The sequence below is a fragment of the Sanguibacter sp. Z1732 genome (assembly GCF_051020515.1).
Lineage (GTDB): Bacteria > Actinomycetota > Actinomycetes > Actinomycetales > Beutenbergiaceae > CALKWS01.
Genome location: NZ_CP194857.1, coordinates 3,691,411 through 3,714,660, shown reverse-complemented (window position 1 = coordinate 3,714,660; position 23,250 = coordinate 3,691,411). Strand labels below are relative to the sequence as shown.

General features: G+C 69.9%; 21 protein-coding genes and 2 pseudogenes. 18 read left to right on the top strand and 5 right to left on the bottom strand.

All coding sequences use genetic code 11. The features are described 5' to 3' along the window. Window positions 1-3: 3 nt before the first annotated feature. A complete protein-coding gene (locus tag ACRRRO_RS19295; protein ID WP_424797875.1) occupies window positions 4-225 on the bottom strand; it encodes a DUF5703 family protein in 222 nt (73 codons plus the stop codon). Window positions 226-278: 53 nt separating this feature from the next. Between ACRRRO_RS19295 and ACRRRO_RS19290 the strand changes: the two genes are divergently transcribed. Then, a complete protein-coding gene (locus ACRRRO_RS19290) occupies window positions 279-593 on the top strand; it encodes a DNA primase (protein WP_424797876.1) in 315 nt (104 codons plus the stop codon). A 17-nt stretch (window positions 594-610) separates the two neighbouring features. Here ACRRRO_RS19290 and ACRRRO_RS19285 read toward each other — a convergent pair whose 3' ends face one another. Beyond that, entirely contained in the window at window positions 611-1,576 is a 966-nt protein-coding gene (locus ACRRRO_RS19285; RefSeq protein WP_424797877.1) for an aldo/keto reductase, read from the bottom strand. 43 nt (window positions 1,577-1,619) lie between these two features. On the opposite strand from ACRRRO_RS19285, the gene ACRRRO_RS19280 reads away from it, so the two are divergent. Together ACRRRO_RS19280 and mshC are read left to right on the top strand one after the other, a co-directional pair. After that, complete coding sequence (locus ACRRRO_RS19280; protein ID WP_424797878.1) at window positions 1,620-2,492, top strand: undecaprenyl-diphosphate phosphatase; 873 nt, start codon at window positions 1,620-1,622, stop codon at window positions 2,490-2,492. 5 nt (window positions 2,493-2,497) lie between these two features. Continuing rightward, a complete protein-coding gene (gene mshC, locus ACRRRO_RS19275) occupies window positions 2,498-3,787 on the top strand; it encodes a cysteine--1-D-myo-inosityl 2-amino-2-deoxy-alpha-D-glucopyranoside ligase (protein ID WP_424797879.1) in 1,290 nt (429 codons plus the stop codon). A gap of 8 nt (window positions 3,788-3,795) precedes the next feature. Here mshC and ACRRRO_RS19270 read toward each other — a convergent pair whose 3' ends face one another. Together ACRRRO_RS19270 and ACRRRO_RS19265 are read right to left on the bottom strand one after the other, a co-directional pair. Continuing rightward, entirely contained in the window at window positions 3,796-4,623 is an 828-nt protein-coding gene (locus ACRRRO_RS19270; protein ID WP_424797934.1) for a PAC2 family protein, read from the bottom strand. Window positions 4,624-4,706: 83 nt separating this feature from the next. Next, window positions 4,707-5,690, bottom strand: coding sequence for a cytochrome P450 (locus ACRRRO_RS19265; protein ID WP_434080723.1), 984 nt, complete (start codon window positions 5,688-5,690; stop codon window positions 4,707-4,709). Window positions 5,691-6,128: 438 nt separating this feature from the next. Here ACRRRO_RS19265 and ACRRRO_RS19260 point away from each other — a divergent pair, with 438 nt between their 5' ends. The 13 genes and pseudogenes from ACRRRO_RS19260 (at window position 6,129) to hisF (ending at window position 18,848) form a co-directional block, all read left to right on the top strand. After that, on the top strand, window positions 6,129-6,830 hold the full coding sequence (locus tag ACRRRO_RS19260; protein WP_424797881.1) for a YqjF family protein: 702 nt from the start codon (window positions 6,129-6,131) through the stop codon (window positions 6,828-6,830). Between the two features lie 118 nt (window positions 6,831-6,948). Beyond that, window positions 6,949-7,470: a DUF2231 domain-containing protein gene (locus ACRRRO_RS19255; protein WP_434080722.1), complete on the top strand. Its 522-nt coding sequence runs from the start codon at window positions 6,949-6,951 to the stop codon at window positions 7,468-7,470. Window positions 7,471-7,552: 82 nt separating this feature from the next. After that, entirely contained in the window at window positions 7,553-8,275 is a 723-nt protein-coding gene (locus ACRRRO_RS19250) for an HAD family hydrolase (protein WP_424797883.1), read from the top strand. Window positions 8,276-8,300: 25 nt separating this feature from the next. Next, on the top strand, window positions 8,301-9,416 hold the full coding sequence (locus tag ACRRRO_RS19245) for a site-2 protease family protein (protein ID WP_424797884.1): 1,116 nt from the start codon (window positions 8,301-8,303) through the stop codon (window positions 9,414-9,416). Window positions 9,417-9,427: 11 nt separating this feature from the next. Next, a pseudogene (locus ACRRRO_RS19240) lies at window positions 9,428-10,502 on the top strand (tRNA (adenine-N1)-methyltransferase). Between the two features lie 78 nt (window positions 10,503-10,580). Next, window positions 10,581-12,241: pseudogene (gene arc, locus ACRRRO_RS19235) on the top strand (proteasome ATPase). Window positions 12,242-12,284: 43 nt separating this feature from the next. Further along, window positions 12,285-13,883, top strand: coding sequence for a depupylase/deamidase Dop (gene dop / locus ACRRRO_RS19230; RefSeq protein ID WP_424797887.1), 1,599 nt, complete (start codon window positions 12,285-12,287; stop codon window positions 13,881-13,883). A 67-nt stretch (window positions 13,884-13,950) separates the two neighbouring features. Then, complete coding sequence (locus tag ACRRRO_RS19225) at window positions 13,951-14,142, top strand: ubiquitin-like protein Pup (RefSeq protein WP_424789151.1); 192 nt, start codon at window positions 13,951-13,953, stop codon at window positions 14,140-14,142. Beyond that, entirely contained in the window at window positions 14,139-14,975 is an 837-nt protein-coding gene (gene prcB / locus ACRRRO_RS19220; RefSeq protein ID WP_424797888.1) for a proteasome subunit beta, read from the top strand. Before ACRRRO_RS19225 ends, prcB begins: the two co-directional genes overlap by 4 nt. Next, window positions 14,972-15,679, top strand: coding sequence for a proteasome subunit alpha (prcA, locus tag ACRRRO_RS19215; RefSeq protein WP_424797889.1), 708 nt, complete (start codon window positions 14,972-14,974; stop codon window positions 15,677-15,679). The genes prcB and prcA overlap by 4 nt, the downstream gene beginning before the upstream one ends. Then, window positions 15,676-17,070: a Pup--protein ligase gene (pafA, locus tag ACRRRO_RS19210; protein WP_424797890.1), complete on the top strand. Its 1,395-nt coding sequence runs from the start codon at window positions 15,676-15,678 to the stop codon at window positions 17,068-17,070. The genes prcA and pafA overlap by 4 nt, the downstream gene beginning before the upstream one ends. 33 nt (window positions 17,071-17,103) lie before the next feature. Beyond that, window positions 17,104-18,078: an FKBP-type peptidyl-prolyl cis-trans isomerase gene (locus tag ACRRRO_RS19205; protein ID WP_424797891.1), complete on the top strand. Its 975-nt coding sequence runs from the start codon at window positions 17,104-17,106 to the stop codon at window positions 18,076-18,078. Next, entirely contained in the window at window positions 18,075-18,848 is a 774-nt protein-coding gene (gene hisF, locus ACRRRO_RS19200; RefSeq protein WP_424797892.1) for an imidazole glycerol phosphate synthase subunit HisF, read from the top strand. Before ACRRRO_RS19205 ends, hisF begins: the two co-directional genes overlap by 4 nt. A gap of 14 nt (window positions 18,849-18,862) precedes the next feature. Here the strand turns inward: hisF and ACRRRO_RS19195 are convergent, their stop codons facing one another. Then, window positions 18,863-19,477 (bottom strand): TIGR03085 family metal-binding protein, encoded by a 615-nt coding sequence (locus tag ACRRRO_RS19195; RefSeq protein ID WP_424797893.1) that lies wholly within the window; start codon window positions 19,475-19,477, stop codon window positions 18,863-18,865. A gap of 107 nt (window positions 19,478-19,584) precedes the next feature. Here ACRRRO_RS19195 and ACRRRO_RS19190 point away from each other — a divergent pair, with 107 nt between their 5' ends. Further along, window positions 19,585-21,432 carry an ABC transporter ATP-binding protein gene (locus ACRRRO_RS19190; protein ID WP_424797894.1) on the top strand — a complete coding sequence of 616 codons (1,848 nt, stop codon included), beginning with the start codon at window positions 19,585-19,587 and terminating at the stop codon, window positions 21,430-21,432. A gap of 327 nt (window positions 21,433-21,759) precedes the next feature. Then, window positions 21,760-23,229 (top strand): ABC transporter ATP-binding protein, encoded by a 1,470-nt coding sequence (locus tag ACRRRO_RS19185; RefSeq protein ID WP_434081607.1) that lies wholly within the window; start codon window positions 21,760-21,762, stop codon window positions 23,227-23,229. The last annotated feature ends 21 nt before the right edge of the window (window positions 23,230-23,250 follow it).

The window sequence follows — 23,250 nt, the reverse complement described above, 5'->3', positions numbered from 1 at the left end:
CGCTCAGAGCGTGGAGTGCACCCGGTAGATCTTGCGGCGAAGCCACACCTTGCGCTCCCCGCCGGCGTACAGGCACAACCGGGCCAGTTCCCAGCGCCCGTACTCGGCGTGCTCGGTGAGCAACCGGCGCACATCGTGCCTGCTGGATCGGGCGGGGAGGGTGAACACCCGCGTTTCGTAATGAGCCGAGCCGGCCTGCGCCGGCAGTATCGACACGTCCTGCATGGGCACACCTTATAGGTCTGTCGCCCGTGGTCAATGCGCGCTACCGTGCGCATATGGCAACTGACCCGCAGGCCGCCCTGGACCGGCTCTTCGCTGCCTTCACGGCGCACCTGCACGCTGTCGCCGGGGCCCGGGACGGCGACGCTCCGGCCGTCATCGACGCCGCCGACACGCTCATGGACGCCTTCGACACCTATGACGAGGCGCTGTACGACGCCTACGAGGTGGACACCCCGTTCGTCGTCTACGACGGCGACGACGATGACGACGACTGGGACGTCGACGTCGTCGTCATCGATGTGGACGACGATGACGACGACGATCTGCCGGCGGTGGACGAACTCGACGAACCCGACGCCGACCGCTGAGAAACGCGCGGGCGCGATCATCGTCGCTCGGGATAGCCGAACTCCACCTCGGTGACCTCATCGAGCACCTGCCGGATCTGCCCGGGTAGTTCCAGGTCGGATGCGGCCAGCGAACCGCGCAACTGTGCCGGGCTACGAGCCCCGACGACGGCGGAGGCCACCCCGGGTGCATCCCGCACCCAGGCCAGGGCTACTTCGATGGGGGAGCGGCCCAGCCCCTCGGCGGCGGTGGACACGGCCTCCACCACAGAGCGGGCGTGAGCGGTCAGGTACGGCTCGACGAAGCCCCGCAGGTGCGGAGAGGCTCCCCGGGAGTCAGCCGGCACCGAGCGGCGGTACTTGCCCGACAGCACCCCACGTCCCAACGGGGACCAGGCCAGGATGCCCACGCCGCAGGCATCGGCGGCCGGCACCAGTTCCCGCTCGATGCCGCGCTGCAGCAGCGAGTACTCCATCTGCGCAGCGGTCAGGAACGTCTCGTCGGTGTCCAGCAGGGTCGCCGCCCGGGCCAGCTGCCAGGCCGGGAAGTTGGACAGCCCCACGTACCGGGTGCGCCCGGACGCCACCGCCGCACGCAGCGCCGAAAGCGTCTCCCGTAACGGGGTGCTCCCGTCCGGGGCCTGCACCAGCCACAGGTCCAGGTGGTCGGTGCCCAGCCGGTCCAGCGAGGCGTCCAGGGAGTCCAGCAGCGCCCCGCGAGAGGTGTCCGGGCGGGTGCCGGCGGCATCGGTGCGCACCCCGGCCTTGGAACACAGCAGCACCTCTTCCCGGTCCACGCTGCGTTCCAGGAGCGCGCCGATGACCTCCTCGGCCGTGCCGTCGCCATAGGTGGCCGAGGTGTCCACCAGGTTGCCGCCGGCATCGAGGTAGGCCCGGAGCTGCTCCTCGGCTTCGTGTTCATCGGTGTCGCGGCCCCAGGTAAGGGTGCCCAGGCCGACAGAGGCCACCCGCAGTCCGCTGTTGCCCACACGCCGAAGGTCCATGGCAGTGAAGGCTACCGGTCCGGGACGTCTAGTCTTGGGCGTCGTGACATGGTGGGAAGCGATCATTCTGGGATTGGTGCAGGGGCTCACGGAGTTCCTGCCGATCTCCTCCAGCGCGCACCTGCGAATCGTGGGGGAGTTGTTGCCCGGCGGCACCGACCCGGGTGCTGCGTTCACCGCGATCACCCAGATCGGCACGGAGACCGCGGTGCTGGTCTACTTCCGCAAGGACATCGCCCGGATTATCCGTCACTGGTTCAAATCGCTGCCGATCGGGCCCTGGCGGCGGCAGACCTCCACCGATGATCCCGACGCCAGGATGGGCTGGCTGATCATTCTGGGTTCCCTGCCGATCGTGATCGCCGGTCTGACGTTCGCCGACACCATCGAATACGCGCTGCGGAACCTGTACATCACCGCCGCCGTGCTGGCCATCTTCGCCCTGATCCTGGGCTGGGCGGACCGGGTGGGAGCCAAGCGGCGCACCCTGGGGGAACTGACCTGGAAGCACGGGCTGTTGTTCGGCCTGGCCCAGGCGATGGCGCTGATCCCGGGGGTGTCCCGGTCCGGCGGCACCATCACCGCGGGGCTGCTGATGGGCTACACCCGGGAGGCGGCCGCGCGGTACTCCTTCCTGCTGGCGATCCCGGCGGTGATGGGTTCGGGATTCTTCCAGCTGATCCGCTCCGCCGGCACCGGCGGTCAGGCGGGGCCGGCGAATACCGCACTCGCCACCCTCGTGGCCGCAGTGGTGGGCTACGTGGTGATCATCGCGTTCCTGCGCATCGTGTCCACCTACTCCTACCTGCCGTTCGTGATCTACCGGATCATCCTGGCTGCGGTGGTGTTCGGTCTGTTGGCCGCCGGGGTGCTGACAGCGCTGCCGGAGGATGCCCTCATTTCGCCGATAGGGTGAGGTACGTGCAGTCCTGGTCTTCCCCTCTCGTGCCCACCCTTCCTGCCGGCGGTATCGCGCCCCGGGTTCGCGACACCCTCACCGGTGGCCTGGCCCAACCCGTGAGGGAGGAGCAGGCGCGGATCTACGTATGCGGAATCACCCCGTACGACTCCACCCACCTGGGCCACGCAGCCACCTACATCGCCTTCGACACCCTGGTCCGCGCCTGGCGTGATGCCGGCCTGCAGGTGAACTACGTGCAGAACGTCACCGACGTGGACGACCCGCTGTTGGAGCGGGCCCGCCAGACCGGCGTGTCGTGGCAGGAACTGGCCCGGGACCAGGTGGCCCTGTACGTCTCTGACATGAGCGCGCTGCGCGTGCTGGCCCCGGATCACTACATCGGGGTGGCCGAGACCACGGACCTGGTGGCCGAGGCGGTCGCGCGGATGCTGCAGGCCGGTGGGGCGTACCGGGTACATCCGCGGGACGACGAGCGGGGACCGGACATCTACGCCGACATCGCCGCCGATGACCGGGCCGGCAGTGTCGGGCGGCTCGATGAGGCCACCATGGACCGCTACTTCGCCGAACGCGGCGGTGACCCGGAGGCGCCCGGCAAGAAGCACCCGAGGGACCCACTGCTGTGGCGCGCCGCCCGCCCGGACGAACCGGACTTCGACGGCGGTCCGCTGGGCCGGGGCCGCCCCGGTTGGCACATCGAGTGCGCGGTGATCGCCGAGCGCTTCCTGGGCGTGCCATTCCACGTCCAGGGCGGGGGCACCGACCTGATCTATCCCCACCACGAGATGAGCACCTCCCACCTGCGGGTGCTGACAGGGACTCCTGAGCCGGCGTCGTCGTTCGTGCATACCGGCCTGGTGGCCTACCAGGGCGAGAAGATGAGCAAGTCCCTGGGCAACCTGGTATTCGTCTCCGACCTGCTGGACGACGTACCACCGGCGGCCATCCGCCTGGCGGTCCTGGCCAACCACTATTCCGTGGACTGGGAGTACACCACCGGACTGCTCACCGAAGCCACCCGGCGCTTGGAGCGCTGGCAGGGGGCGCTGCAGCGCGCCGAGGCCACCGGCCGCGAGCCGGGTTCGGGAGCGGGCTCGGCGGGCGAGGACGTCCTCGCCCGCGTCCGTTCGACGCTCGCCGAGGATCTGGACACGCCGGCTGCCCTCGCGGCCGTGGACGCCTGGGCGGACGGGACCTCCACCGCCGCCGATGCCGCCCTGGTGGCGGACGCCGTCGATGCTCTGCTCGGTGTGGACCTGCGCGCCGGTGGGGGCGCAGTAGCAGGCTGAAACCGGGGTCAACTCCCGGAGATGGGTCCGCCGCCGGTGTCGCGGCGGCGCAGGAACCGCTCGAACTCGCGCGCGATGGCTTCACCGCTTGCCTCGGGAAGGTCGGCGGTGTCCTTGGCCTCCTCCAGTTGGCGCACGTACTCGGCCACCTCCGGGTCCTCCTCGGCGAGTTCATTCACCCCGTCCTGCCAGGCCCGGGAGTCCTCTACCAGGTCCCCGGTGGGCACGGGCTCACCGAGGAGTTCCTCCAGAGCGGTCAGCAGGGCCAGGGTGGCCTTCGGGGAAGGGGGCTGGGCAACGTAGTGCGGAACGGCGGCCCAGATGGACAAGGAGTGCAGGCCGCGGTCCAGCGCCATCTGCGCCAGCACACCCACGATCCCGGTGGGTCCCTCGTAGTCGCCGTCCTCCACCCCGAGCAGGGCCTGCACGCGCGGGTCGTCCGAACTGGTCTGCACCGGTATCGGCCGGGTGTGCGGCACGTCGGCCAGCAGGGCGCCCACGCACACGATGGTGCCCGCGTCCAGGTCCTCGGCGGCGTCCAGCAACTCGTTGCAGTAGGCCCGCCAACGCAGTGAGGGTTCGGTGCCGCGGGCGAGCACCAGGCGCCGACCGGTCTGCGGGGTCACCGTCACCGAGATGGTGGTGGAGGGCCAGGTCAGCGCGCGGGAGCCGTCCGGGGTGCGTCGGACCACCGGTCGGTTCACCTGGAAGTCGTGGTAGGAGTCCGGGTCGATCTCGCGCATCTCCCGGGCGTCCCAGGCATCGGCGATCATCTTCAGCGCGGTGCTCGCCGAGGAACCGGCGTCATTCCAGCCCTCGAAGGAGGCCAGCATCATGGCAGGGGGGATCTCATCGGCCGGGTCGGGCTCTTCGCTACGGCGGTGGCGGGGGACGGAACTCACCCCAATAGCCTACGTCGTCACGGCCCGGAGAGCCGGAATCGCAGGTGGAACGGGCTGATCCCACCGGGCAGTGCCCGCCGGGGGCTCAGCGGTGGATCCACCAGCGTGAACTCCTCGGCGCTGACCAGCTGCGCCAACGCCGCGCCGGCGGTGTGCAGTACCACGTTCCGCCCCGGGCACATCGCGGGCCCACCGCTGAACGGCACCAGCGGCCAGTCCTCGTCGGTGCGCGCGCGCAGCCACAGGTCCGGGGTGAACCGGTGCGCGCGGGAGATGCGGGCGTGGTCGCGGTGGAAGTACGGGGCGAACACGATGATGGAGGCACCGGCGGGGAGCATCCCGCCGGCCCAGGTCGTGGCCTGGGTGGTGTCTCGCAGGATCGCGGGGGTGGTGGGCCACAGGCGCAGTGACTCCAGGATGCAGGCACGCAGGTACGGAAAGTCAGCGCCGGCCCCCGCGGCTTCGACCTCTTCCCGGGCGGTGCCCGCATGCCCGTCATGGGTGGCCAGGAGCGCTAACGCACGGTAGGTGGCCCAGGCCGCGGCGTCGAAGGCGAACAGCCACTGCGGGATCTGGTGGTGCTTGGCGGTGCCCTCGGGGCCGGGGGTGCGGGCCACCATCTGGGCCAGACTGCCCGGCTCGGCCCGCTCCACGTAGTCTGCCAGCCGCTCCAGGAACCGTTGCCGGCGCCTCGTTCGGGCAGGTTTGAGGAAGGACCAGTTGGCGTCCTTGCGCAGGCGCAGCAGATCGTCGGTGACGGCGTGGTCGCGGCGGGCTGTATCGCCGAGGACGACGCGGCGGACCATGCGGTGCCAGGCGGTCGCGAACACCGGCCAGTCCAGGGTGCCGCTGAGGCGGGCATGGTCCAGCAGGGCGTTCATCTCCTCGGCGACCACCTCGTGCATCCGCTGCCCGTGCTCATGGGGACGGCGCTGCGGTTGCAGGACCTGTTCGTTGAAGGGGCGGCGGACGGTGCGTTCCTCGGGGGAGGAGATGAGCACCCCCTCGGGTTGGAAGTGACCCAGGGCCCCGCGCTTCTCGCGGGTGGAGGGGAGAACGGTTCCGGTGACTCGTTCAGCACCCGGTGCACCTGGTCCGGTTCCAGGAGGAAGGTGAACCGGCGCCAGGGCATCCGCACCTGAACCGGTCCGGGGCCGTAACGGTCTCGCAGGTGCTGCATGGTGCGCACAGCTCGCTTGTCAAGGCCCGCCTTCTGGGAGAGCAGCATCATCCGCGGGCGGCGCACGATCGCACCGCCGGCCGCCACCGGCATCAGAACCCGGGTCAGCGCACGTAGCCCGTCCAGGAGGGAGGCGGACGGAACCTCGGGTGCGGGGTTGCGGTCGGAGTTGGCGTGAGAAACCATATTCGAGGCTAAGCCGTCCCGTACTGCTCAGCATCTGCGGATCCGGTGGCACCGGCAGAGGCGGAGGATCACGATGCCCAGTCGACATCCGGAGCACCGGGTACCCGTCGCGGTCAATGTTCAGCACTGGCGAGACCTGACCTTCCTGCACTGGCCCATCGAGGCGGCGAGGTTGCAGGCGTTGATACCGCCGGATCTGGCGGTGGACACCTTCGAGGACGCCGCATGGGTGAGCATCACGCCCTTCCGGATGCAGTACTTCGGTGCACCGGAGGGCGCTTTCGCGCTCGTGCCGGACTTCACCGAGGTGAACGTGCGTACATACGTACGCGACGAAGACGGGCACGACGGGGTCTGGTTCTTCTCCCTGGAGTGTTCACGGTTGCCCGTCACCGTGCTGCTGCGCCAACTCGGCCTGCCCTACCAGCGCTCGACCACGGATCAGCGTGAGCGCGGCCGCGTGGTGCAGTACACCTCCCGGCGCCGAGCGGGCCATGGGTGGTTCGGCGCGGAGGTGGAGGCCGGCGAGCGGATCGAGGATCCGAGCCCGCTCGAGGACTTTCTCACCGGGAGGTGGAACGGGTACAGCCATGCGTGGGGTCGGATCTGGCGCACCCCGATCGAGCACGAGCCCTGGCCGCTGCACACCGCGCGGGCCAGGTGTGATCCGGCCGCGTTGTTCGCCGCGAACGCACTACCGCACCCGCACGCGCCACCGGTGGTGCACTTCTCCCCACTGGTGCACGTGCGCATCGGGATGCCCCGGCCGCTGTGAGACGGTCCTATCCGGCCCGCGGCGCGAGCCAGTTCAACGGCCCGCTCGGTCACGCCTACCGGATTGCCCGGGATGCACGTGGGGCACCCCTGACGCACAACTGCCCACGCTGGTCCGCATGATGAGTCGGATCGAAGAAGCCGACGTGTTGGACGACTACGCCGATTCGGTCCAGCCGTTGGCTGATGCACTGGTCGCCGATGCGGGCCGGCGGCGGATGTTGCACGGTCATGCACTGGGACACGCACTGCATCCCCTGCTCAGCGACGCACCGATCGGCGCCTGGCTCAGCACGGCGGTGCTGGACGTGACCGGCGGCGCCCGCGCCCGCCCCGCCGCCAGGCGACTGCTGGGCTTCGGCATCCTGGCAGCGCTGCCGACCGCGATCACCGGGTGGGCCGAGTGGGCCGGCACCGACACCCGCAGCCGGCGGGTGGGCCTGGTACACGCCGGCGCCAACTCGGTGGCCCTCGGGCTGCACGCTGCCTCCTGGTTGCTGCGCCGCCGCGGTCGTCACGGTGCCGGTGTGGCGCTCAGCGTGCTCGCCAATGGCGCCCTGGCAGCCGCAGGTCAACTCGGGGGCCATCTGACGGTGGCCCGCAAGGTGGGGTCACGTCACGAGCATTTCGACCACGGCTGATCCGGTGGCGGTACCGGGCACTTCGATGCGACTAGCCTGTTCCTGCACATCGTTTCGCGGATGACGACGGCTGGAGCCCACCTTGGATGTCCCTTCTCAGAGCGTTCTCGCAGGTCAGGAGACCCTTGAGCCGCGGTACCCACTGGAAGCGGTCCTATGGGACATGGACGGCACCCTGATGGACTCCGAGCCGCACTGGCTCGCCGCTGAGCAGGAACTGTGCGCCGAACACGGGGGAACCTGGGATGAGTCCCTCGCCCTGGAACTGGTGGGGCTGCCCTTGTCGGTCTCGGCCCAGCACCTGCGCGAACGGGCCGGGATCCGCGGCACCACCGAGGAGATCGTGCAGACCCTGCTGGACCGGGTCACCCTCCGGGTCGCGGACGGCGGCATCCCATGGCGACCCGGGGCGGCCGAACTCCTGCACGAACTGCGCGCCCGGCGCGTGCCGTTGGCACTGGTCACGATGTCGTACGCGCAACTGGCCGAGGTGTTCATCGACTCCCTGCCCGAGGGCACCTTCTCCGCCGTGGTCACCGGTGACACCGTCAGCAACGGAAAGCCGCACCCCGAGCCCTATCTCACTGCGATGGACCGGCTGGGCGTCAGCGCCGCCGGCTCGATCGCGATCGAGGACTCCGTCCCGGGGCTGACCGCCGCGCAGGCCTCAGGCGCCTGCACCATCGGGGTTCCGGCGCTGCTGCCCATCCCCGCCGCACCCGGGAGGGTCCTGCTGGACACCCTCGAGGGGGTATCGGTACACCACCTGCGCCAGATCCTCACCGCCTGCCGGCAGCGCCGGTGAGGATGCCCGGAAGCACCAGGCGGGGATGAGACGCTCACGCACCCGGGGCTGGCGGATCGGGCGGATCGCGGGAACGCCGCTGATCCTCGGGCCCGGTTCGGTGGTGCTCGGGGCGGTGCTGTATGTGCTCTTCCTGCCCACCTTCCAGGCGCTGCTCGGCGACTCGCCGCGGACCTATCTCATCGCGGCGCTGCTGCCGGCGGGTCTGCTGGCTTCGATCCTGGTCCACGAGGTGGCTCATGGGCTCACCGCCCGGCTCTACGGGGTGCCCGTGACCGAGTACGTGCTCACCCTGTGGGGCGGGCACACCGCCTTCGACCACGGCCTGGACCGGCCGGGCCGCTCGGCTGTGGTCTCGGTGGCCGGACCGGCCGCGAACGCCCTGATCGCCGGGCTCATGTGGATACCGATCACAGCCGGCCGGGGAAGCGACGCCGATGTGATGCTCTCCGCGGTGGTGTACGTCAACGCCGTCCTGGCGGCGTTCAACCTGCTCCCGGGCCTGCCGATGGACGGGGGCCGGATCCTGGAGGCGGCGGTCTGGAAACTCACCGGCAACCGCGCCAGCGGCACGATGGTGGCCGCCCGTGGCGGCCAGGTGCTGGCCCTGGGGGTGGCCCTCTGGGGCCTGTGGCCGTTGCTGCTGGGCGCAGCCGGCACGTTCCGCCTGGTCTGGGCAGTGCTGATCGCCGGGGTGTTGTGGTTCGGTGCGCAGGCCGAGGTGCGCCGGGCCAAGGCCCAACGAGCCACCGCCGGAGTGGATCTGAGCGCCCTGGTGCAACCGGCGCTCGTGCTGCCCGAGACCACCAGCCTGACCGACTGGGACCGCGCCGGCGGGGGCCACACGGTGACCGTGCTGACCGCCGCCGACGGCGCCCCGACCGGACTGGTCCAGCACCAGGCCGCCGCTTCGGTGCCCGCGCCGTCCCGGCCGTACACCACGCTCGGCGCCGTCTCGGTGCCGGTGCCCCCGGTGGCGGTGATCTCCACCACCCGCGGAAGTGAGGCGGTCGCCCAGGTCGCCAGGGCTGCACAGGCAGGTGCCGGCACGATCGTCGTGCTCGGCGCGCCGGCGAGCGGGCGGACCGGCATCCGCGGGGTGCTCGACGTGAAGCACGTCATCGACGCGCTGGGCGCGTAGACTCACCGGCCGTGAGCCACGACATCCCTACCGGAGCCCAGGTCCGCCGAGGCCTGCTGCGACCGGGCGACAAGGTGCAACTGACCGACCCCAAGGGACGGCTGAGCACCATCGTGCTCGAGACCGGCAAGGTCTTCCACACCCACCGGGGCTCCTTCGCCCACGACGAACTGATCGGTGCGCCCGAGGCCAGCGTGGTCACCACCAGTGGCGGGGTGGCCTACCTGGCGCTGCGACCACTGCTGAGTGACTACGTGCTGTCCATGCCCCGTGGTGCCGCGGTGATCTACCCCAAGGACGCCGCGCAGATCGTCACCCAGGCCGACATCTACCCCGGGGCGCGCGTGGTGGAGGCCGGGGTGGGTTCGGGGGCGCTGACCCTGTCGCTGCTGCGGGCGGTGGGTGATCACGGTTCGCTGCTGTCGGTGGAGCGTCGCGCCGACTTCGCCGAGATCGCCCAGGGCAACGTGACCGACTTCTTCGCCGGTGACCACCCCGCGTGGGAACTGGCGGTAGGGGACCTGGCCGAGGTGTTGCCCGAGCGCGCCGAACCGGGCTCGGTGGACCGGATCCTGCTGGACATGCTGGCGCCGTGGGAGAACCTGGAGGTGTGCGCCGTCGCGCTCGCCCCCGGTGGGGTACTGCTGGCCTATGTGGCCACCGCCACCCAACTCTCCCGGCTGGCCGAGGACCTGAAGGCCGACGGGCGGTTCACCGAGCCGGTGGCCTGGGAGTCGATGGTGCGCGGCTGGCACCTGGAGGGCCTGGCGGTGCGGCCCGAGCACCGCATGATCGGCCACACCGGATTCCTGCTCACCACCAGGGCGGATGGCACCGGGCACCCCGGCACCGCTGCGCCGTCGTCGTCCGGCGCCGGGGGCCTACTCCGAACCGGCGGCCGACTTCGACGAGGCCGCTCTCTCCGCTGACCTGGCCGAGCGGGACCTGAGCGCGAAGCGACTGCGCAAGGTGCGCCGCGAGCAGCGCCGGCGCGCGGCCGCCGCCGACTCCCCGAACCCACCGGAAGAACGATCCGGTGCCGGGGCCGACCCAGCCCCAGCCCCTGACCAAGACCCAGCCCCCTGATCAGGGTGCGGCCACCAGGCCGACTCCGCTGCGACGTCGTCGTCGGTCCTGGCTTACAGTGGTGACCAGGAGGTTTCGATGCCCTCAGTGGACACCGGTGGGGCGCCCTCGGGGCGCGAGCGTGAACTGCGCCAGCAGGCGATCGACCTCGCCGGCAAGAACGAACGCCTGGTCGAGGCACTGAGCGCTGCGCGTTCCCAACTGGTGGAGTTGCGCACCCAACTGGAGGAGATGAGCAAGCCGCCGGGGTCCTATGCACTGTTCGTGCGCGCGCACTCCGACGGCACCGCCGATGTGATGTCCGCCGGCCGCAAGTTGCGGCTCGGGGTCTCACCCTCGGTGGCCCTGGAGGAGTTGACCCTGGGCCAGGAGGTGCAACTGAACGAGGCGATGACCGTGGTCGGCGTCGGCGGGTTCGAGCCGGCCGGGGAACTGGTCACGGTCCGGGAGATGCTCGACAAGGACCGGGCTCTGGTGCTGGGCCGCTCCGATGAGGAGCGCGTGGTGCGACTGGCCGGGTCGCTGCAGGACGAGCACGTACGGGTGGGGGACACCCTGACCGTGGACGGGCGCACCGGGTTCGCCTTCGAGCGAATCCTGCGTTCGGACGTGGAGGACCTGGTGCTGGAGGAGGTCCCGGACGTGGACTACTCCGACATCGGTGGCCTGGCGGCCCAGATCGACCAGATCCGGGACGCCGTGGAGCTGCCGTTCGCCCACCCGGAACTGTTCCGCGCGAACACGGTCTCAAACCCCCCAAGGGGCTGTTGCTGTACGGCCCGCCCGGGTGCGGAAAGACCCTGATCGCCAAGGCGGTGGCCACCTCGCTGGCCAGGACCGCCACCGCCCAGGACGCCGAAACCGACGCCGCCGGTCGGGCGCGGTCCTACTTCCTCAACGTCAAGGGCCCCGAACTGCTGAACAAGTTCGTCGGGGAGACCGAGCGGCACATCCGCCTCATCTTCTCCCGGGCCCGGGAGAAGGCCTCCCAGGGGATCCCGGTGGTGGTGTTCTTCGATGAGATGGAGTCGCTGTTCCGCACCCGCGGCACCGGGGTGTCCTCGGACGTGGAGACCACGATCGTGCCCCAGTTGCTCAGCGAGATCGACGGTGTGGAACGGCTGGAGAACGTCATCGTGATCGGTGCCTCCAACCGGGAGGACATGATCGACCCGGCGATCCTGCGGCCCGGGCGGTTGGACGCGAAGGTCAAGATCGAACGACCCGACGCCGAGGCCGCGCGGGACATATTCAGCAAGTACCTCACGGCCGACCTGCCGATCCACCCCGACGACCTGGCCGAGCACGACGGCAACGCGGACTGTGCCGTGGCGGCGATGATCGAGCAGGTGGTGGGCAGGATGTACGCCACCGAACCGCACAACCAGTTCCTCGAGGTCACCTACGCCAGCGGGGACAAGGAGATCCTGTACTTCAAGGACTTCAACTCCGGGGCGATGATCGCCAACGTGGTGGACCGGGCCAAGAAGAAGGCCATCAAGGACCTGCTCGCCTCCGGGGTGCGGGGCATCCGCGTGGAACACCTGCTGGACGCCGCGATGGAGGAGTTCAAGGAGAACGAGGATCTGCCCAACACCACCAACCCCGACGACTGGGCGCGGGTCTCGGGCAAGAAGGGTGAGCAGATCGTGTTCATCCGCACGATCGTTCAGCACAAGGGTTCACCCGAGGCCGGCCGCACCATCGAGTCCGTGCGCCCCACCGGCCAGTACCTCTAGCCGCGCAGCGCAGCCGACCGGCGGGGCCACTTAGGCTGGGTGGGTGAGTGTGCGGCGGATCGTGGGCATGGAGACCGAGTTCGGCATCATGGGCGACAGTCCCGGGCTGAACCCGATGCTGATGTCGGCCCAGGTGGTCACCGCCTACGCCCGGCACGCGCTCCCGGAAGGCACCTCACCGCGGTGGGACTACTCCGATGAGGATCCGCTCAACGATGCCCGGGGCTGGCGGCTGGAGCGCGGGGCGGCCCATCCGAGCCAACTCACCGATACCCCTGGATCCGAGGCGAGCGGGGCCGCTTTGGCGGCACACTTGCCGGCCATCCGGGAGCAGCGCCGCGGCGCGCCGGAGCCGGATCAGGGGCTGGTGGCCAACGCCGTGCTGACCAATGGAGCCAGGTTCTATGTCGACCACGCCCACCCGGAGTACTCCGGACCCGAGACCACCGGACCGCTGGCAGCGCTGACCTGGGACCGGGCCGGCGACGAGATCGCGCTGCGAGCCAGCAGGTTGCTCGCCCAGATCCCCGGCATGCCCACTGTGACCCTGTACAAGAACAACACCGATGGCAAGGGTGCGAGCTACGGCACCCACGAGAACTACCTGGTGGACCGCCGGGTGCCCTTCGGTGACATCGTGGACTACCTCACCCCGTTCCTGGTGACCCGGCAGATCTTCTGCGGTGCGGGCCGGGTGGGCCTTGGTCAGCATGGCGAGAACCCCGGTTACCAGATCTCCCAGCGGGCCGACTTCATCGAGGCGGAGGTCGGCCTGGAGACGACCCTGCGCCGCCCGATCATCAACACCAGGGACGAACCGCACGCCGATCCCCGCGACTACCGGCGCCTGCACGTGATCATCGGTGACGCCAACCTGGTCCAGGTGTCGAATTACCTGAAGCTCGGGACCACCGCGCTCCTGCTCTGGCTGCTGGAGACCGGGCAGGTCCCGCTGGAACTGTCCGCGCTCCGACTGGCCGACCCGGTCGCGGCGGTCCGCACGATCAGCCGGGACCTGACCCTGGGGGAGAAAGTGGACCTGGAGGATGGCCGCAGCATGACCGCGGTACAGATCCAGCAGATCTACGCGGACGTGATCGGGGCGGCGCTGCACGAGCGCGGCCGGGTCGATGAGCAGACCCGGGACGTCCTGGTGCGATGGCGCGAGGTGCTGTCCAGGCTGGCCACCGACCCGGCCCAGTGCGCCCGGGAGGTGGAGTGGGTGGCCAAACTCCGCCTGCTGGAGGGCATGCGCGCCCGCCGGGGGACGGACTGGGACGACCACCGCCTGGCCGCGATGGATCTGCAGTGGTCCGATCTACGCCCGGAGAAGGGTGTCTACGCCCGCCTGGCCGCAGCGGGGGGAGTGGAGATCCTGGTCGACGACCAGCAGGTGGAGCACGCCATCGCCAACCCTCCGTCGGACACCCGGGCCTACTTCCGCGGCGAGACGCTCCGGCGGTACGGTCCCCAGGTGGAGGCGGCGAACTGGGACGCGGTGGTCTTCGACCTGCCCGGCCGGGCACACCTGACGCGGGTGCCGACCTCCGACCCCTACCGGGGCAGTGCCGAGCACGTGGGTGATCTGCTGGCTGCGCACCCGCGGGCGGAGGATCTGATTGCCGCACTCGGCAATCCATGACGCCGGGGCGAGCCCGCGCGTCGTAGGATCGAGGCAACAGTTCTCCCGGCATAACTAGGAGGCATCGGTGGCCCGCCAGTTCGAGCAGAAGCGCCCGTCCGACCCGCCCGACGACGACGTACCCACTCCGGCCCCGACCGGCGCGGGTGCCCGCGCACAGGATGCCGAGGTCGATGCGCTCCTCGATGAGATCGATGAGGTGCTGGAGACCAACGCGGAGACGTTCGTTCGCGGCTTCGTGCAGAAGGGCGGCCAGTGACCGGCGCAGCCGGGGACCGGCTGCCGGCGGTCTACACCCGTCCGGGCAGCGCCTCGTTCACTGAATTCCTGGCTGAGGCGGCACCCGAACTCCTTCCCGGGCGACGCTATGCCGGGCAGGAACTGGACGTGGCTTCGCTACCGGCCCCCCACGCCACCACCATCGTCGCGCTGACCTACCCCGGTGGTGTGGTGATGGCCGGGGACCGGCGCGCCACGATGGGTTCCCAGATCTCGCACCGGCGGATGGAAAAGGTGTTCTCCGCCGACGAGTTCTCCGCGATCGGGATCGCCGGCACCGCCGGCCTCGCAGTGGAACTGGTGCGCCTGTTCCAACTCGAGTTGGAGCACTTCGAGAAGATCGAGGGTGCGCTGTTGTCGTTGGAGGGGAAGGCGAACCGGCTGGCCACGATGGTCCGTTCCAACCTCCCCCTGGCACTGCAGGGTCTGGCCGCGATCCCGCTGTTCGGCGGCTACGACCAGGGCGAGGGGACCGGTCGGATCTTCTCCTACGACGTCGTCGGCGGGCGGTATGAGGAACGTGACTACCACGCCGTCGGATCCGGCGGGGTCTACGCCCGCGGTTCACTGAAGAAGCTCTGGCAACCCGACCTCGATCCCGACGCCGCGGTGCGTACCGCGCTGCGGGCCCTGGTCGACGCGGCGGATGACGACTCGGCAACGGCCGGCCCGGACCTGCTGCGCAAGATCTACCCGGTCGTGGTGCGCATCGACGTCGAGGGGTTCACCCGGATCCCGGCGCCGGACCTGGGCCGACACGCCGAGGAGATCAACGCCCGGCTCGCCGAGACCGAGGAAGGAGACCGGTCATGACGCAGGCGTACTACGTCTCCCCGGAACAACTGATGAAGGACCGGGCGGACTTCGCGCGCAAGGGCATCGCGCGCGGCCGCTCGGTGGTGGCACTGGGCTACGTCGGCGGGATCGCCTTCGTCACCGAGAACCCCTCCAGGGCATTGCACAAGATCTCCGAGATCTACGACCGGATCGCCTTCGCCGCGGTGGGCAAGTACAACGAGTTCGAGAACCTGCGGGTGGCCGGGATCCGCTACGCGGACCTGCGTGGCTACTCCTACGACCGCACCGACGTCAACGCCCGGGGCCTGGCCAACGCCTACGCGCAGAGCCTGGGGGCGGTGTTCACCACCGAGTCCAAGCCACTGGAGGTCGAGATCGCCGTCGCCGAGGTAGGCGCGGATCAGGACACCGACCAGATCTACCGGCTCTCCTACGACGGGTCGGTCAGCGACGAGCACGGCTTCGTGGTCATGGGTGGTGCGGCGGACCGGCTCGGCCGGATCGTGGCCGAGCAGTGGCGCACCGGCCTGGAGCTGAGCGAGGTGATGCGCCTGGCGGTGAGCGCCCTGGGCAGTCCGGATGCGGAGGTCGAGGAGGGCGGGAAACGGCGCCGGATACCCGCTACCGGCCTGGAAGCGGCCGTATTGGACCGGACTCGGCTCCGCCGGGCGTTCCGTCGGCTCGATGCGAGTGCCCTGGAATCGTTGCTGAACGAATGACCGCGCGCATCTTCGGCCTGGAGACCGAGTTCGGCATCACCTCGGACACCACCTCGGGACGCACGCCGTCGGCCGAGGAGATCGCCCGGTACCTGTTCCGCAAGGTAGTGGCCTGGGGCCGGTCGTCGAACGTGTTCCTGGGCAACGGTGCGCGCCTGTACCTCGATGTGGGGTCCCACCCCGAGTACGCCACGGCCGAGTGTGATGACCTCCGCCAGCTCCTCATTCAGGACAAGGCCGGCGAGCAGATAATGGTCGGGCTGTTGGCCGACGCCCAGGAACGGATGGCCGCCGACGGTATCGACGGCACCATCCACATGTTCAAGAACAACCTGGACTCGGCGGGGAACTCCTACGGGTGCCACGAGAACTACCTGATCCGGCGGCGCTCGGACTTCAGCCGTACCGCCCACGCGCTCATCCCGTTCCTCATCACCCGCCAGATCCTCACCGGCGCCGGGCACGTGCTGCCCGGGAGCGGTGGGGCCCGGTACTGCTTCTCCCAGCGTGCCGACCACATGTGGGAGGCGACCAGCTCGGCCACCACCAGGTCCCGCCCGATCATCAACACCCGGGACGAACCGCACGCCGACGCCGACCTGTACCGCCGCCTGCACGTGATCAGCGGGGACTCCTCGATGTCCCAGACCACCACGATGCTCAAGGTGGGCATGACCGACCTGATCCTGCGGATGCTGGAAGCCGGGGTGATCCTGCGTGACTTCACCTTCGCCAACCCGGTGCGGGCGATCCGCCAGATCTCCCACGACCTGACCACCTCCACCCAGGTTCCGCTGGCGCACGGCACCACGGCCAGTGCCCTGGAAGTTCAGGAGTACTACCTGGAGCGCACCCGCACCTACCTGTCCGAGAGCGACCAGCACGGCCCCTACGACGGCTGGGTGCTGGACCTGTGGTCGCGTGGGCTGGAGGGGTTGCGCACCGGGAACCTCGAACCGGTTGAGACCGAACTCGACTGGGTGATCAAGAAACGGCTCCTGGACCGGTACCTGGCCGGGAAGAACCTGCCGCTGACCGACGCCCGGGTGAGCCGGCTGCTGCTGGCCTATCACGACATCTCACCGCGGCACGGGTTGTTCCCGAAACTGGAGGCCCGCGGCCTGGCCGCCACGATGGTCTCGGTGGAGGAGGTGGAGACGGCGACCACCACACCGCCGCAGACCACCCGGGCCAAGCTCCGGGGCGACTTCGTCCGTGCCGCAACCGAGCGCCGCCGGGATTTCACCGTGGATTGGGTGCACCTGAAACTGAACGACTACTCCGGCCGCACGGTGCTGTGCAAGGACCCGTTCCGCTCCTCCGATGAGCGGGTGGACCGGTTGATCGCCAGCATGGATGAGGCCCACCCGGGTCCGATGCCGGTGATCTGAGGCAGTGGCTCGGGAGCCGTAGACTCTGGATCTGTGTTGCCATCCCGCCGAACCGTCCTGAGTGCGCTGAGCCTGGCCACGCTCGGTGCGGCCGTGGCCTGCCGGCAGGAACCGGATCCGGAGTCTGACGGCGAGGTCTGGGTTTCCGGGGAGTTCGGCACGATGCCCCGGGTCGACTTCGAGACGCCATTGAGCATTTCGGCGCCCTACACCGAGGAGATCATCACCGGCGAGGGAACCGAACTGCGCGATGCCGCCGCGGTGATGCTGTCCTACCTCGCCATCGACGCGGTGACCGGGGAGACGATCAGGGAGAACTACCAGGAGTCCCCGGAGATCATGGTGCTCGGTGAGGACGCCGGGGTGTTGCATGCCGAACTCCTCGGACGCACCGAGGGTTCGCGGTTGCTCCGGGTGGAACTTGGTACCCGGGAACGGCCCAACCCCACCGTGCTGGTGTACGACATCCGCCACACCACCGCCTGGGGCGAACCGGTTCCGGCACCCAAGAACGACGACCAGACCCCGCAGGTCGGTACCGACGACGACGGGATCCCCGTGGTGCAGGTACCTGATGCCGACCCACCGGCGGACCTGCAGGTGGTTCCGGTACTGCGTGGTGACGGCCCCCAGGTCCGCGACGGGCAGGCCGTCACGGTGCGCTACTCCACCTACTCCTGGAGCACCGGCGAGATCACCGACACCCTCTGGGGGGAGGGCATGTTGCCCACCACGATCCCCTTCACCGGCCTGATCCCGGCTTGGCAGAACGGGCTGGTCGATGAGCAGGTCGGATCCCGGTTGATCCTGGTGACGCCCCCGGAACTGGCGTTCGGCACCGAGGCGCTGGTGTTCCTCATCGATGTGCTCGCGGTCTCGGCGATGGAGGAGAACGGCGAGGACCCCGAGGACGGCGAGAACGGCGGCGAGAACGGCGGCGAGGACGGCGGCGAGGACGGCGAGAACGGCGGCGAGGACGGCGGCAACGAGGAGGAGGACACCGGATGAGCGTGGCGCTACGGGTGATCCCGTGCCTGGATGTGGACGGCGGACGGGTGGTCAAGGGGGTGAACTTCGCCAATCTGCGCGATGCGGGCGACCCCGTCGAACTCGCCAAGCGGTACGTGGCCGAGGGGGCTGACGAGTTGACGTTCCTGGACATCTCGGCCTCCACCGAGGACCGGGCCACAACCGTGGACGTCGTCAGCACCACCGCAGAGGAGGTGTCGGTGCCGTTGACGGTCGGCGGTGGCGTGCGCACCGTCACCGACGTGGATGCGCTGCTGCGCGCTGGAGCGGACAAGGTCGGGGTGAACACAGCCGCGACCCAGCGTCCGGAGTTGATCGAGGAGATCGCGCAGCGGTTCGGGTCCCAGGTGCTGGTGCTGAGCGTGGACGCCCGTCGGTCGCCCGAGGGGACCACGACCGGATCTGGGTTCGAGGTCACCACTCATGGCGGGCGGCGCGGCACCGGCATCGACGCGGTGACCTGGGCGGTGCGGGCGGCCGAATCAGGGGTGGGGGAGATCCTGTTGAACTCCATGGACGCCGACGGCACCACAGCCGGATTCGACCTGGAGATGACGACGGCGGTGCGTGAGCGGGTCAGCGTCCCGCTGATCGCCTCCGGAGGCGCCGGCAGCGTCGAGGACTTCGTTGCGGTCGCCCACTGCGGAGTCGATGCGGTGCTGGCGGCCAGCGTCTTCCACTACGGCAGCCTCACGATCGGTCAGGTCAAGGACGCCTTGGCCGGGGCCGGGTTCACCGTGCGTCGCTGACTGCAGATCACTGCTCACAGCGTCGGCTGCTGCGCTGCGACCGCGACGACGTCGACGTCGGCTTGCTCGGCGCGACCGGTCAGGTACAGCGCGAGTTCCACCGGATCGCCGGTGACGGCGATGCTGTGCCGTGCGCGGCGCACCACCGCCCTGGGTCCACCGGGCACCACCAGCACCATCCCGGTGCGGTCCCGGGTCTGGGTGGTCCTGCCTGCCCGGCGGACCTGCACCCATAGGGTAGACAACTGTTCCGGCGCCAGATCGCGCGGCTGAACCGGCCCGTCGGCGCGGCGGACATCCTCGTGATGCACCACGTACTCCAGCAGGTGGATCGCATCCCCGGCCAGTGCCATCGGGTTCCAGGCGGCAGGCTCGGCCAGGAACCGATCCAGCAATCCCTCGTAAGCCTCCGGATCGGCATGGGCCTCACCCAACTCCATGGTGCGGGTGCCCGCATCGGTCAGTCCGGGCAGGAGTCCGGCGAGGAACTGTCCCGGGCGGTGCAACCGCAGGTACAGGTGGGCGGCCAGGTGGCGGCTTCGCCACCCCTCGCACAGGGTGGGGGCGTCGGGGCCAACCGCCCGCAGTGTGTTCGCCAACTCGCGCTGCTCCCAGCGATACCAGTCCATCCCTCACGATCGCACAACAGGACCCACGTCACAGTGTCGTTGTACATGGCGGTAGAGGGCGTGTGGGACGATGGTGCGCACATCACCATCGAGGAGCAGACCCCGTCATGGCAGGACCGCCTGAGGCAGCAAGCTCTCGGGCGTACGCACTTCCCGGTGGCGCGCTGCGCCGCTCGCTGCTGCTGATCGGCCGGGGAATCGCGTCGCAGAAACGCACGTTCGCCGTCGCTATCACCGCCAGCGCCGTCTACGGGGCCGCACTGGTGGGCTCGGGATGGGCACTTGGTCAGATCACCGACTCCGTGGTGGTACCGGCACTGTCCGGGTCCGCCGTCCCGACAGCCCGCATCTGGATCGCGGGTCTGGTGCTCCTCGGCATCGGCCTGGTCACCGCCCTGAGTGTGGCGCTCCGCCGCGTCTTCGCCGGGCGGGGCACCATGGATGTGCAGGCCGGTCACCGCCGCCTGGTCACCCGGCAGTACCTGCGCCTGCCGATGAGTTGGCACCGGCGGCACCCGGCTGGACAGTTGCTCTCCAACGCCAACGCCGACGCCGAGGCCGCCGGCGGGGTGTTCCAGGCCCTGCCGTTCGCGCTGGGCGTGCTGGTGATGATCGCCATCGCCTCGGCCGCGATGCTGATCGCTGATCCGGTCACGGGGCTGATCGGGGTGGCGGTGCTCCCGATGGTGCTGGTGCTCAACGCCGTCTACCGGCGCTTCGTCAACCCAGCCGTCACCGAGGTGCAGCATCAGCGAGCGGTGGTCGCCGACTCCGCGCACGAGAGCTTCGAGGCCGCCGCCGTCGTCAAGGCGCTAGGTACCGAGGCGCTGGAGGAGGAGCGGTTCGCCGCGGCAGCAGACGACCTGCGGGCGGCGAACGTGCGCGTCGGTCGGATCCGTTCGGTGTTCGATCCCGCGATCGAGTACCTGCCCGCCCTGGCCACGCTGGGGGTGCTGGCCGTGGGTGCGGTCCGGATCGAGGCAGGCCTGATGAACACCGGCGGGGTGGTCACCACCGCGTACCTGCTGACCATCCTGACCTTCCCGGTACGGGCCATCGGGTTCGTGCTCGGTGACCTGCCGCGGTCCCTGGTCGGGCACGCCCGGATCTCCCGGGTGGTGGACGCCCGCGGGTACCTGAGCGAGGGCACCGGTGTGCTCACCGCCGGTGGTGGGATGCACCTGTCCGCCGAGTGCGTGACACTGACGGTGCCGCGCCGCGACGCGGACGGCTCGGCCGGTACCCAGGACCTGCTCAAGGACGCCTCCTTCACCGTCGAGCCCGGCCAGATCCTCGCGGTGGTCGGTTCCACGGGTTCGGGCAAGTCCACGCTGGTGGACCTGCTCGCCCGGCTCAGCGACCCCACCTCCGGGGTGGTGCGCTACGACGGCCTCGACGCCCGCGAGGTGTCCACCGCCCATCGCACCGGGGCGGTGGCCCTGGTGTCCCAGCAGGCATTCGTGTTCGAGGACACGGTCCGTAACAACGTCACCCTCGAACAGTCGTCGGCATGGACCGACGAGCACGTGTGGTCCGCACTGGAAGTGGCACGCGCCGACGGGTTCATCAAGGACCTGCCCGAGGGCCTGGACACGGTGATCGGCGAGCGCGGCTCCAGCCTCTCCGGGGGGCAGCGCCAGCGCCTCGCGATCGCCCGCGCCCTGATCCGCCGCCCCCGGCTGCTGATCATGGACGATGCCACCTCGGCGGTGGACCCCATGGTGGAGCAGCAGATCCTGCGCGGCCTGGGTGAGCACGTGGGCGGTGTCAGCGTGGTGCTGGTGGCCTACCGCACCGCGAGCATCGCGATGGCCGACTCCGTGCTGCACCTCGAGCGCGGGCAGGTGGTGGATCGGGGCACCCACGCCGAACTGCTCACCCGCGATGCCGGCTACCGCCAGATCGTCACCGCCTACCAGGTGCAACGCCAGGAGCGCGAGGGGGAGGGGGAGTGACCATGAACGAGCAGAGAGCCTCCGCACGCATCTCCGAGGCCTCCGAACTCGGTGTCTTCGGCACCGTCGCCGAAGGGATCCGACTCTCCCCGGCCATGCGCGTCGGAATCGGGTTCACCCTGGCCCTGGCCCTGGTGGCCACTGCGGGTCGCCTGATCGTGCCGCTGGCGGTGCAACGCACCACCGATGCCGGCATCCTGGCCCCGGGCGGGGTGGACGTGGGCCTGGTGATGCGCCTGTGCGCGATCGCCGCGGTTGGACTGCTGCTGACCGGAGCGTGCACGTCCTGGGTGAACTACCGGCTGTTCCGCGCAGCGAGAGGGTGGCCTGGCCCAACTACGCGTTCGCGCCTTCCGGCACATCCACGATCTGTCCTCCCTGACCCAGAACACCGAGCGCCGCGGGTCGCTGGTCTCCCGGGTCACCTCGGATGTGGACACGATCTCGCTGTTCGTGCAGTGGGGCGGGTTGATGCTCATCCTGTCCTCGCTGCAGATCCTCGGGGCCACCGTGGTGATGCTGGTCTACTCCTGGCAACTCACCCTGCTGGTCTGGGCCGCGTTCGTGCCGATGATGCTGTTGGCGCCGCGGGCGCAGAAGGCCCTCTCCAAGGCCTACGGCGAGGTTCGGGTACGCGTCGGTGCCATGCTGGCTGCGGTCTCCGAGGCGGTCGTGGGTGCCTCCACCATCCGCGCCTACGGGGCGGGTGAGCGGACCAGGGGCCGCATCGAGCAGGCCATCACCAGCCACCGCGACGCCGCGGTACGCGCCCAGACCTACGCCTCGATCGCCTTCTCCTCCGGGGTGCTGCTGTCCTCGGTCGCGCTCGGCGGGGTCGTGGTGGCCGGGGTGTACCTGGGACTGGACGGGGGCATCAGCATCGGCGTCCTGCTCGCGTTCCTGTTCCTGGTGCAGATCTTCGTGGGCCCGGTGCAGAGCGCCACCGAGGTGCTCAACGAACTACAGAACGCCGTGGCCGGGTGGCGGCGCGTGATCGCGATCGTGCACACCCCGCTGGATATCGATGAGCCTGCCGAACCCGCTCCGCTCGGGCCGCGCGGCCCGGCGGCCCTGAACTTCACCGACGTGAGTTTCGCCTATCCCGGTGGTGACCCCGTGCTGACCGGCATCAACTTGGACATTCCGGCTGGGGCCCGGGTGGCGATAGTGGGGGAGACCGGTTCGGGCAAGACCACCCTGGCCAAACTCCTCACCAGGTTCATGGATCCGGCCACCGGCACGGTGAGCCTGGACGGGGTGGACCTGCGCCGGATCGCGCTGGCCGATCTGCGCCAGCGGGTGGTGATCGTGCCCCAGGAGGGGTTCCTCTTCGACGGCACCATCGCCGAGAACGTCGCGTACGGACGCACCCGCGCCGGCGCCGAACGGGTCGCCGCCGCGATGAGGGACCTGGGCCTGGACGACTGGCTGGCCACCCTGCCCCACGGGGTGCACACCGACGTGGGCCAGCGGGGGGAGTCCCTGTCCGCCGGGGAGCGCCAGCTGGTCGCGATCGCCCGCGCCTACCTGGCCGATGCGGACGTGCTGATCCTGGATGAGGCGACCTCCGCCGTCGACCCTGCCACCGAGGCCCGGATCAGCCGGGCGCTGGCCTCCCTGACCGCCGGACGCACCTCGGTGGCCATCGCGCACCGGCTGTCCACCGCCGAGGCAGCCGATCTGGTGGTGGTGGTCGACGCCGGACGGATCGTGGAGTTCGGGCCGCACAACGAACTGGTGCAGGCCGGCGGCCGGTACGCCGACATGTACGCCTCCTGGGTGGTGCAGAGCAGTTGAGCGCGGGCGTGGAAGACCGCC

What these genes read in the sequence shown, in the direction of transcription:
- ACRRRO_RS19295 (WP_424797875.1), bottom strand. Translation starts at nt 225, where the DNA reads ATGCAGGACGTGTCGATACTGCCGGCGCAGGCCGGCTCGGCTCATTAC.
- ACRRRO_RS19290 (WP_424797876.1), top strand. Translation starts at nt 279, where the DNA reads ATGGCAACTGACCCGCAGGCCGCCCTGGACCGGCTCTTCGCTGCCTTC.
- ACRRRO_RS19285 (WP_424797877.1), bottom strand. Translation starts at nt 1,576, where the DNA reads ATGGACCTTCGGCGTGTGGGCAACAGCGGACTGCGGGTGGCCTCTGTC.
- ACRRRO_RS19270 (WP_424797934.1), bottom strand. Translation starts at nt 4,623, where the DNA reads ATGATGCTGGCCTCCTTCGAGGGCTGGAATGACGCCGGTTCCTCGGCG.
- ACRRRO_RS19260 (WP_424797881.1), top strand. Translation starts at nt 6,129, where the DNA reads ATGCCCAGTCGACATCCGGAGCACCGGGTACCCGTCGCGGTCAATGTT.
- ACRRRO_RS19255 (WP_434080722.1), top strand. Translation starts at nt 6,949, where the DNA reads ATGATGAGTCGGATCGAAGAAGCCGACGTGTTGGACGACTACGCCGAT.
- ACRRRO_RS19245 (WP_424797884.1), top strand. Translation starts at nt 8,301, where the DNA reads ATGAGACGCTCACGCACCCGGGGCTGGCGGATCGGGCGGATCGCGGGA.
- prcA (WP_424797889.1), top strand. Translation starts at nt 14,972, where the DNA reads ATGACGCAGGCGTACTACGTCTCCCCGGAACAACTGATGAAGGACCGG.
- pafA (WP_424797890.1), top strand. Translation starts at nt 15,676, where the DNA reads ATGACCGCGCGCATCTTCGGCCTGGAGACCGAGTTCGGCATCACCTCG.
- hisF (WP_424797892.1), top strand. Translation starts at nt 18,075, where the DNA reads ATGAGCGTGGCGCTACGGGTGATCCCGTGCCTGGATGTGGACGGCGGA.
- ACRRRO_RS19195 (WP_424797893.1), bottom strand. Translation starts at nt 19,477, where the DNA reads ATGGACTGGTATCGCTGGGAGCAGCGCGAGTTGGCGAACACACTGCGG.
- ACRRRO_RS19190 (WP_424797894.1), top strand. Translation starts at nt 19,585, where the DNA reads ATGGCAGGACCGCCTGAGGCAGCAAGCTCTCGGGCGTACGCACTTCCC.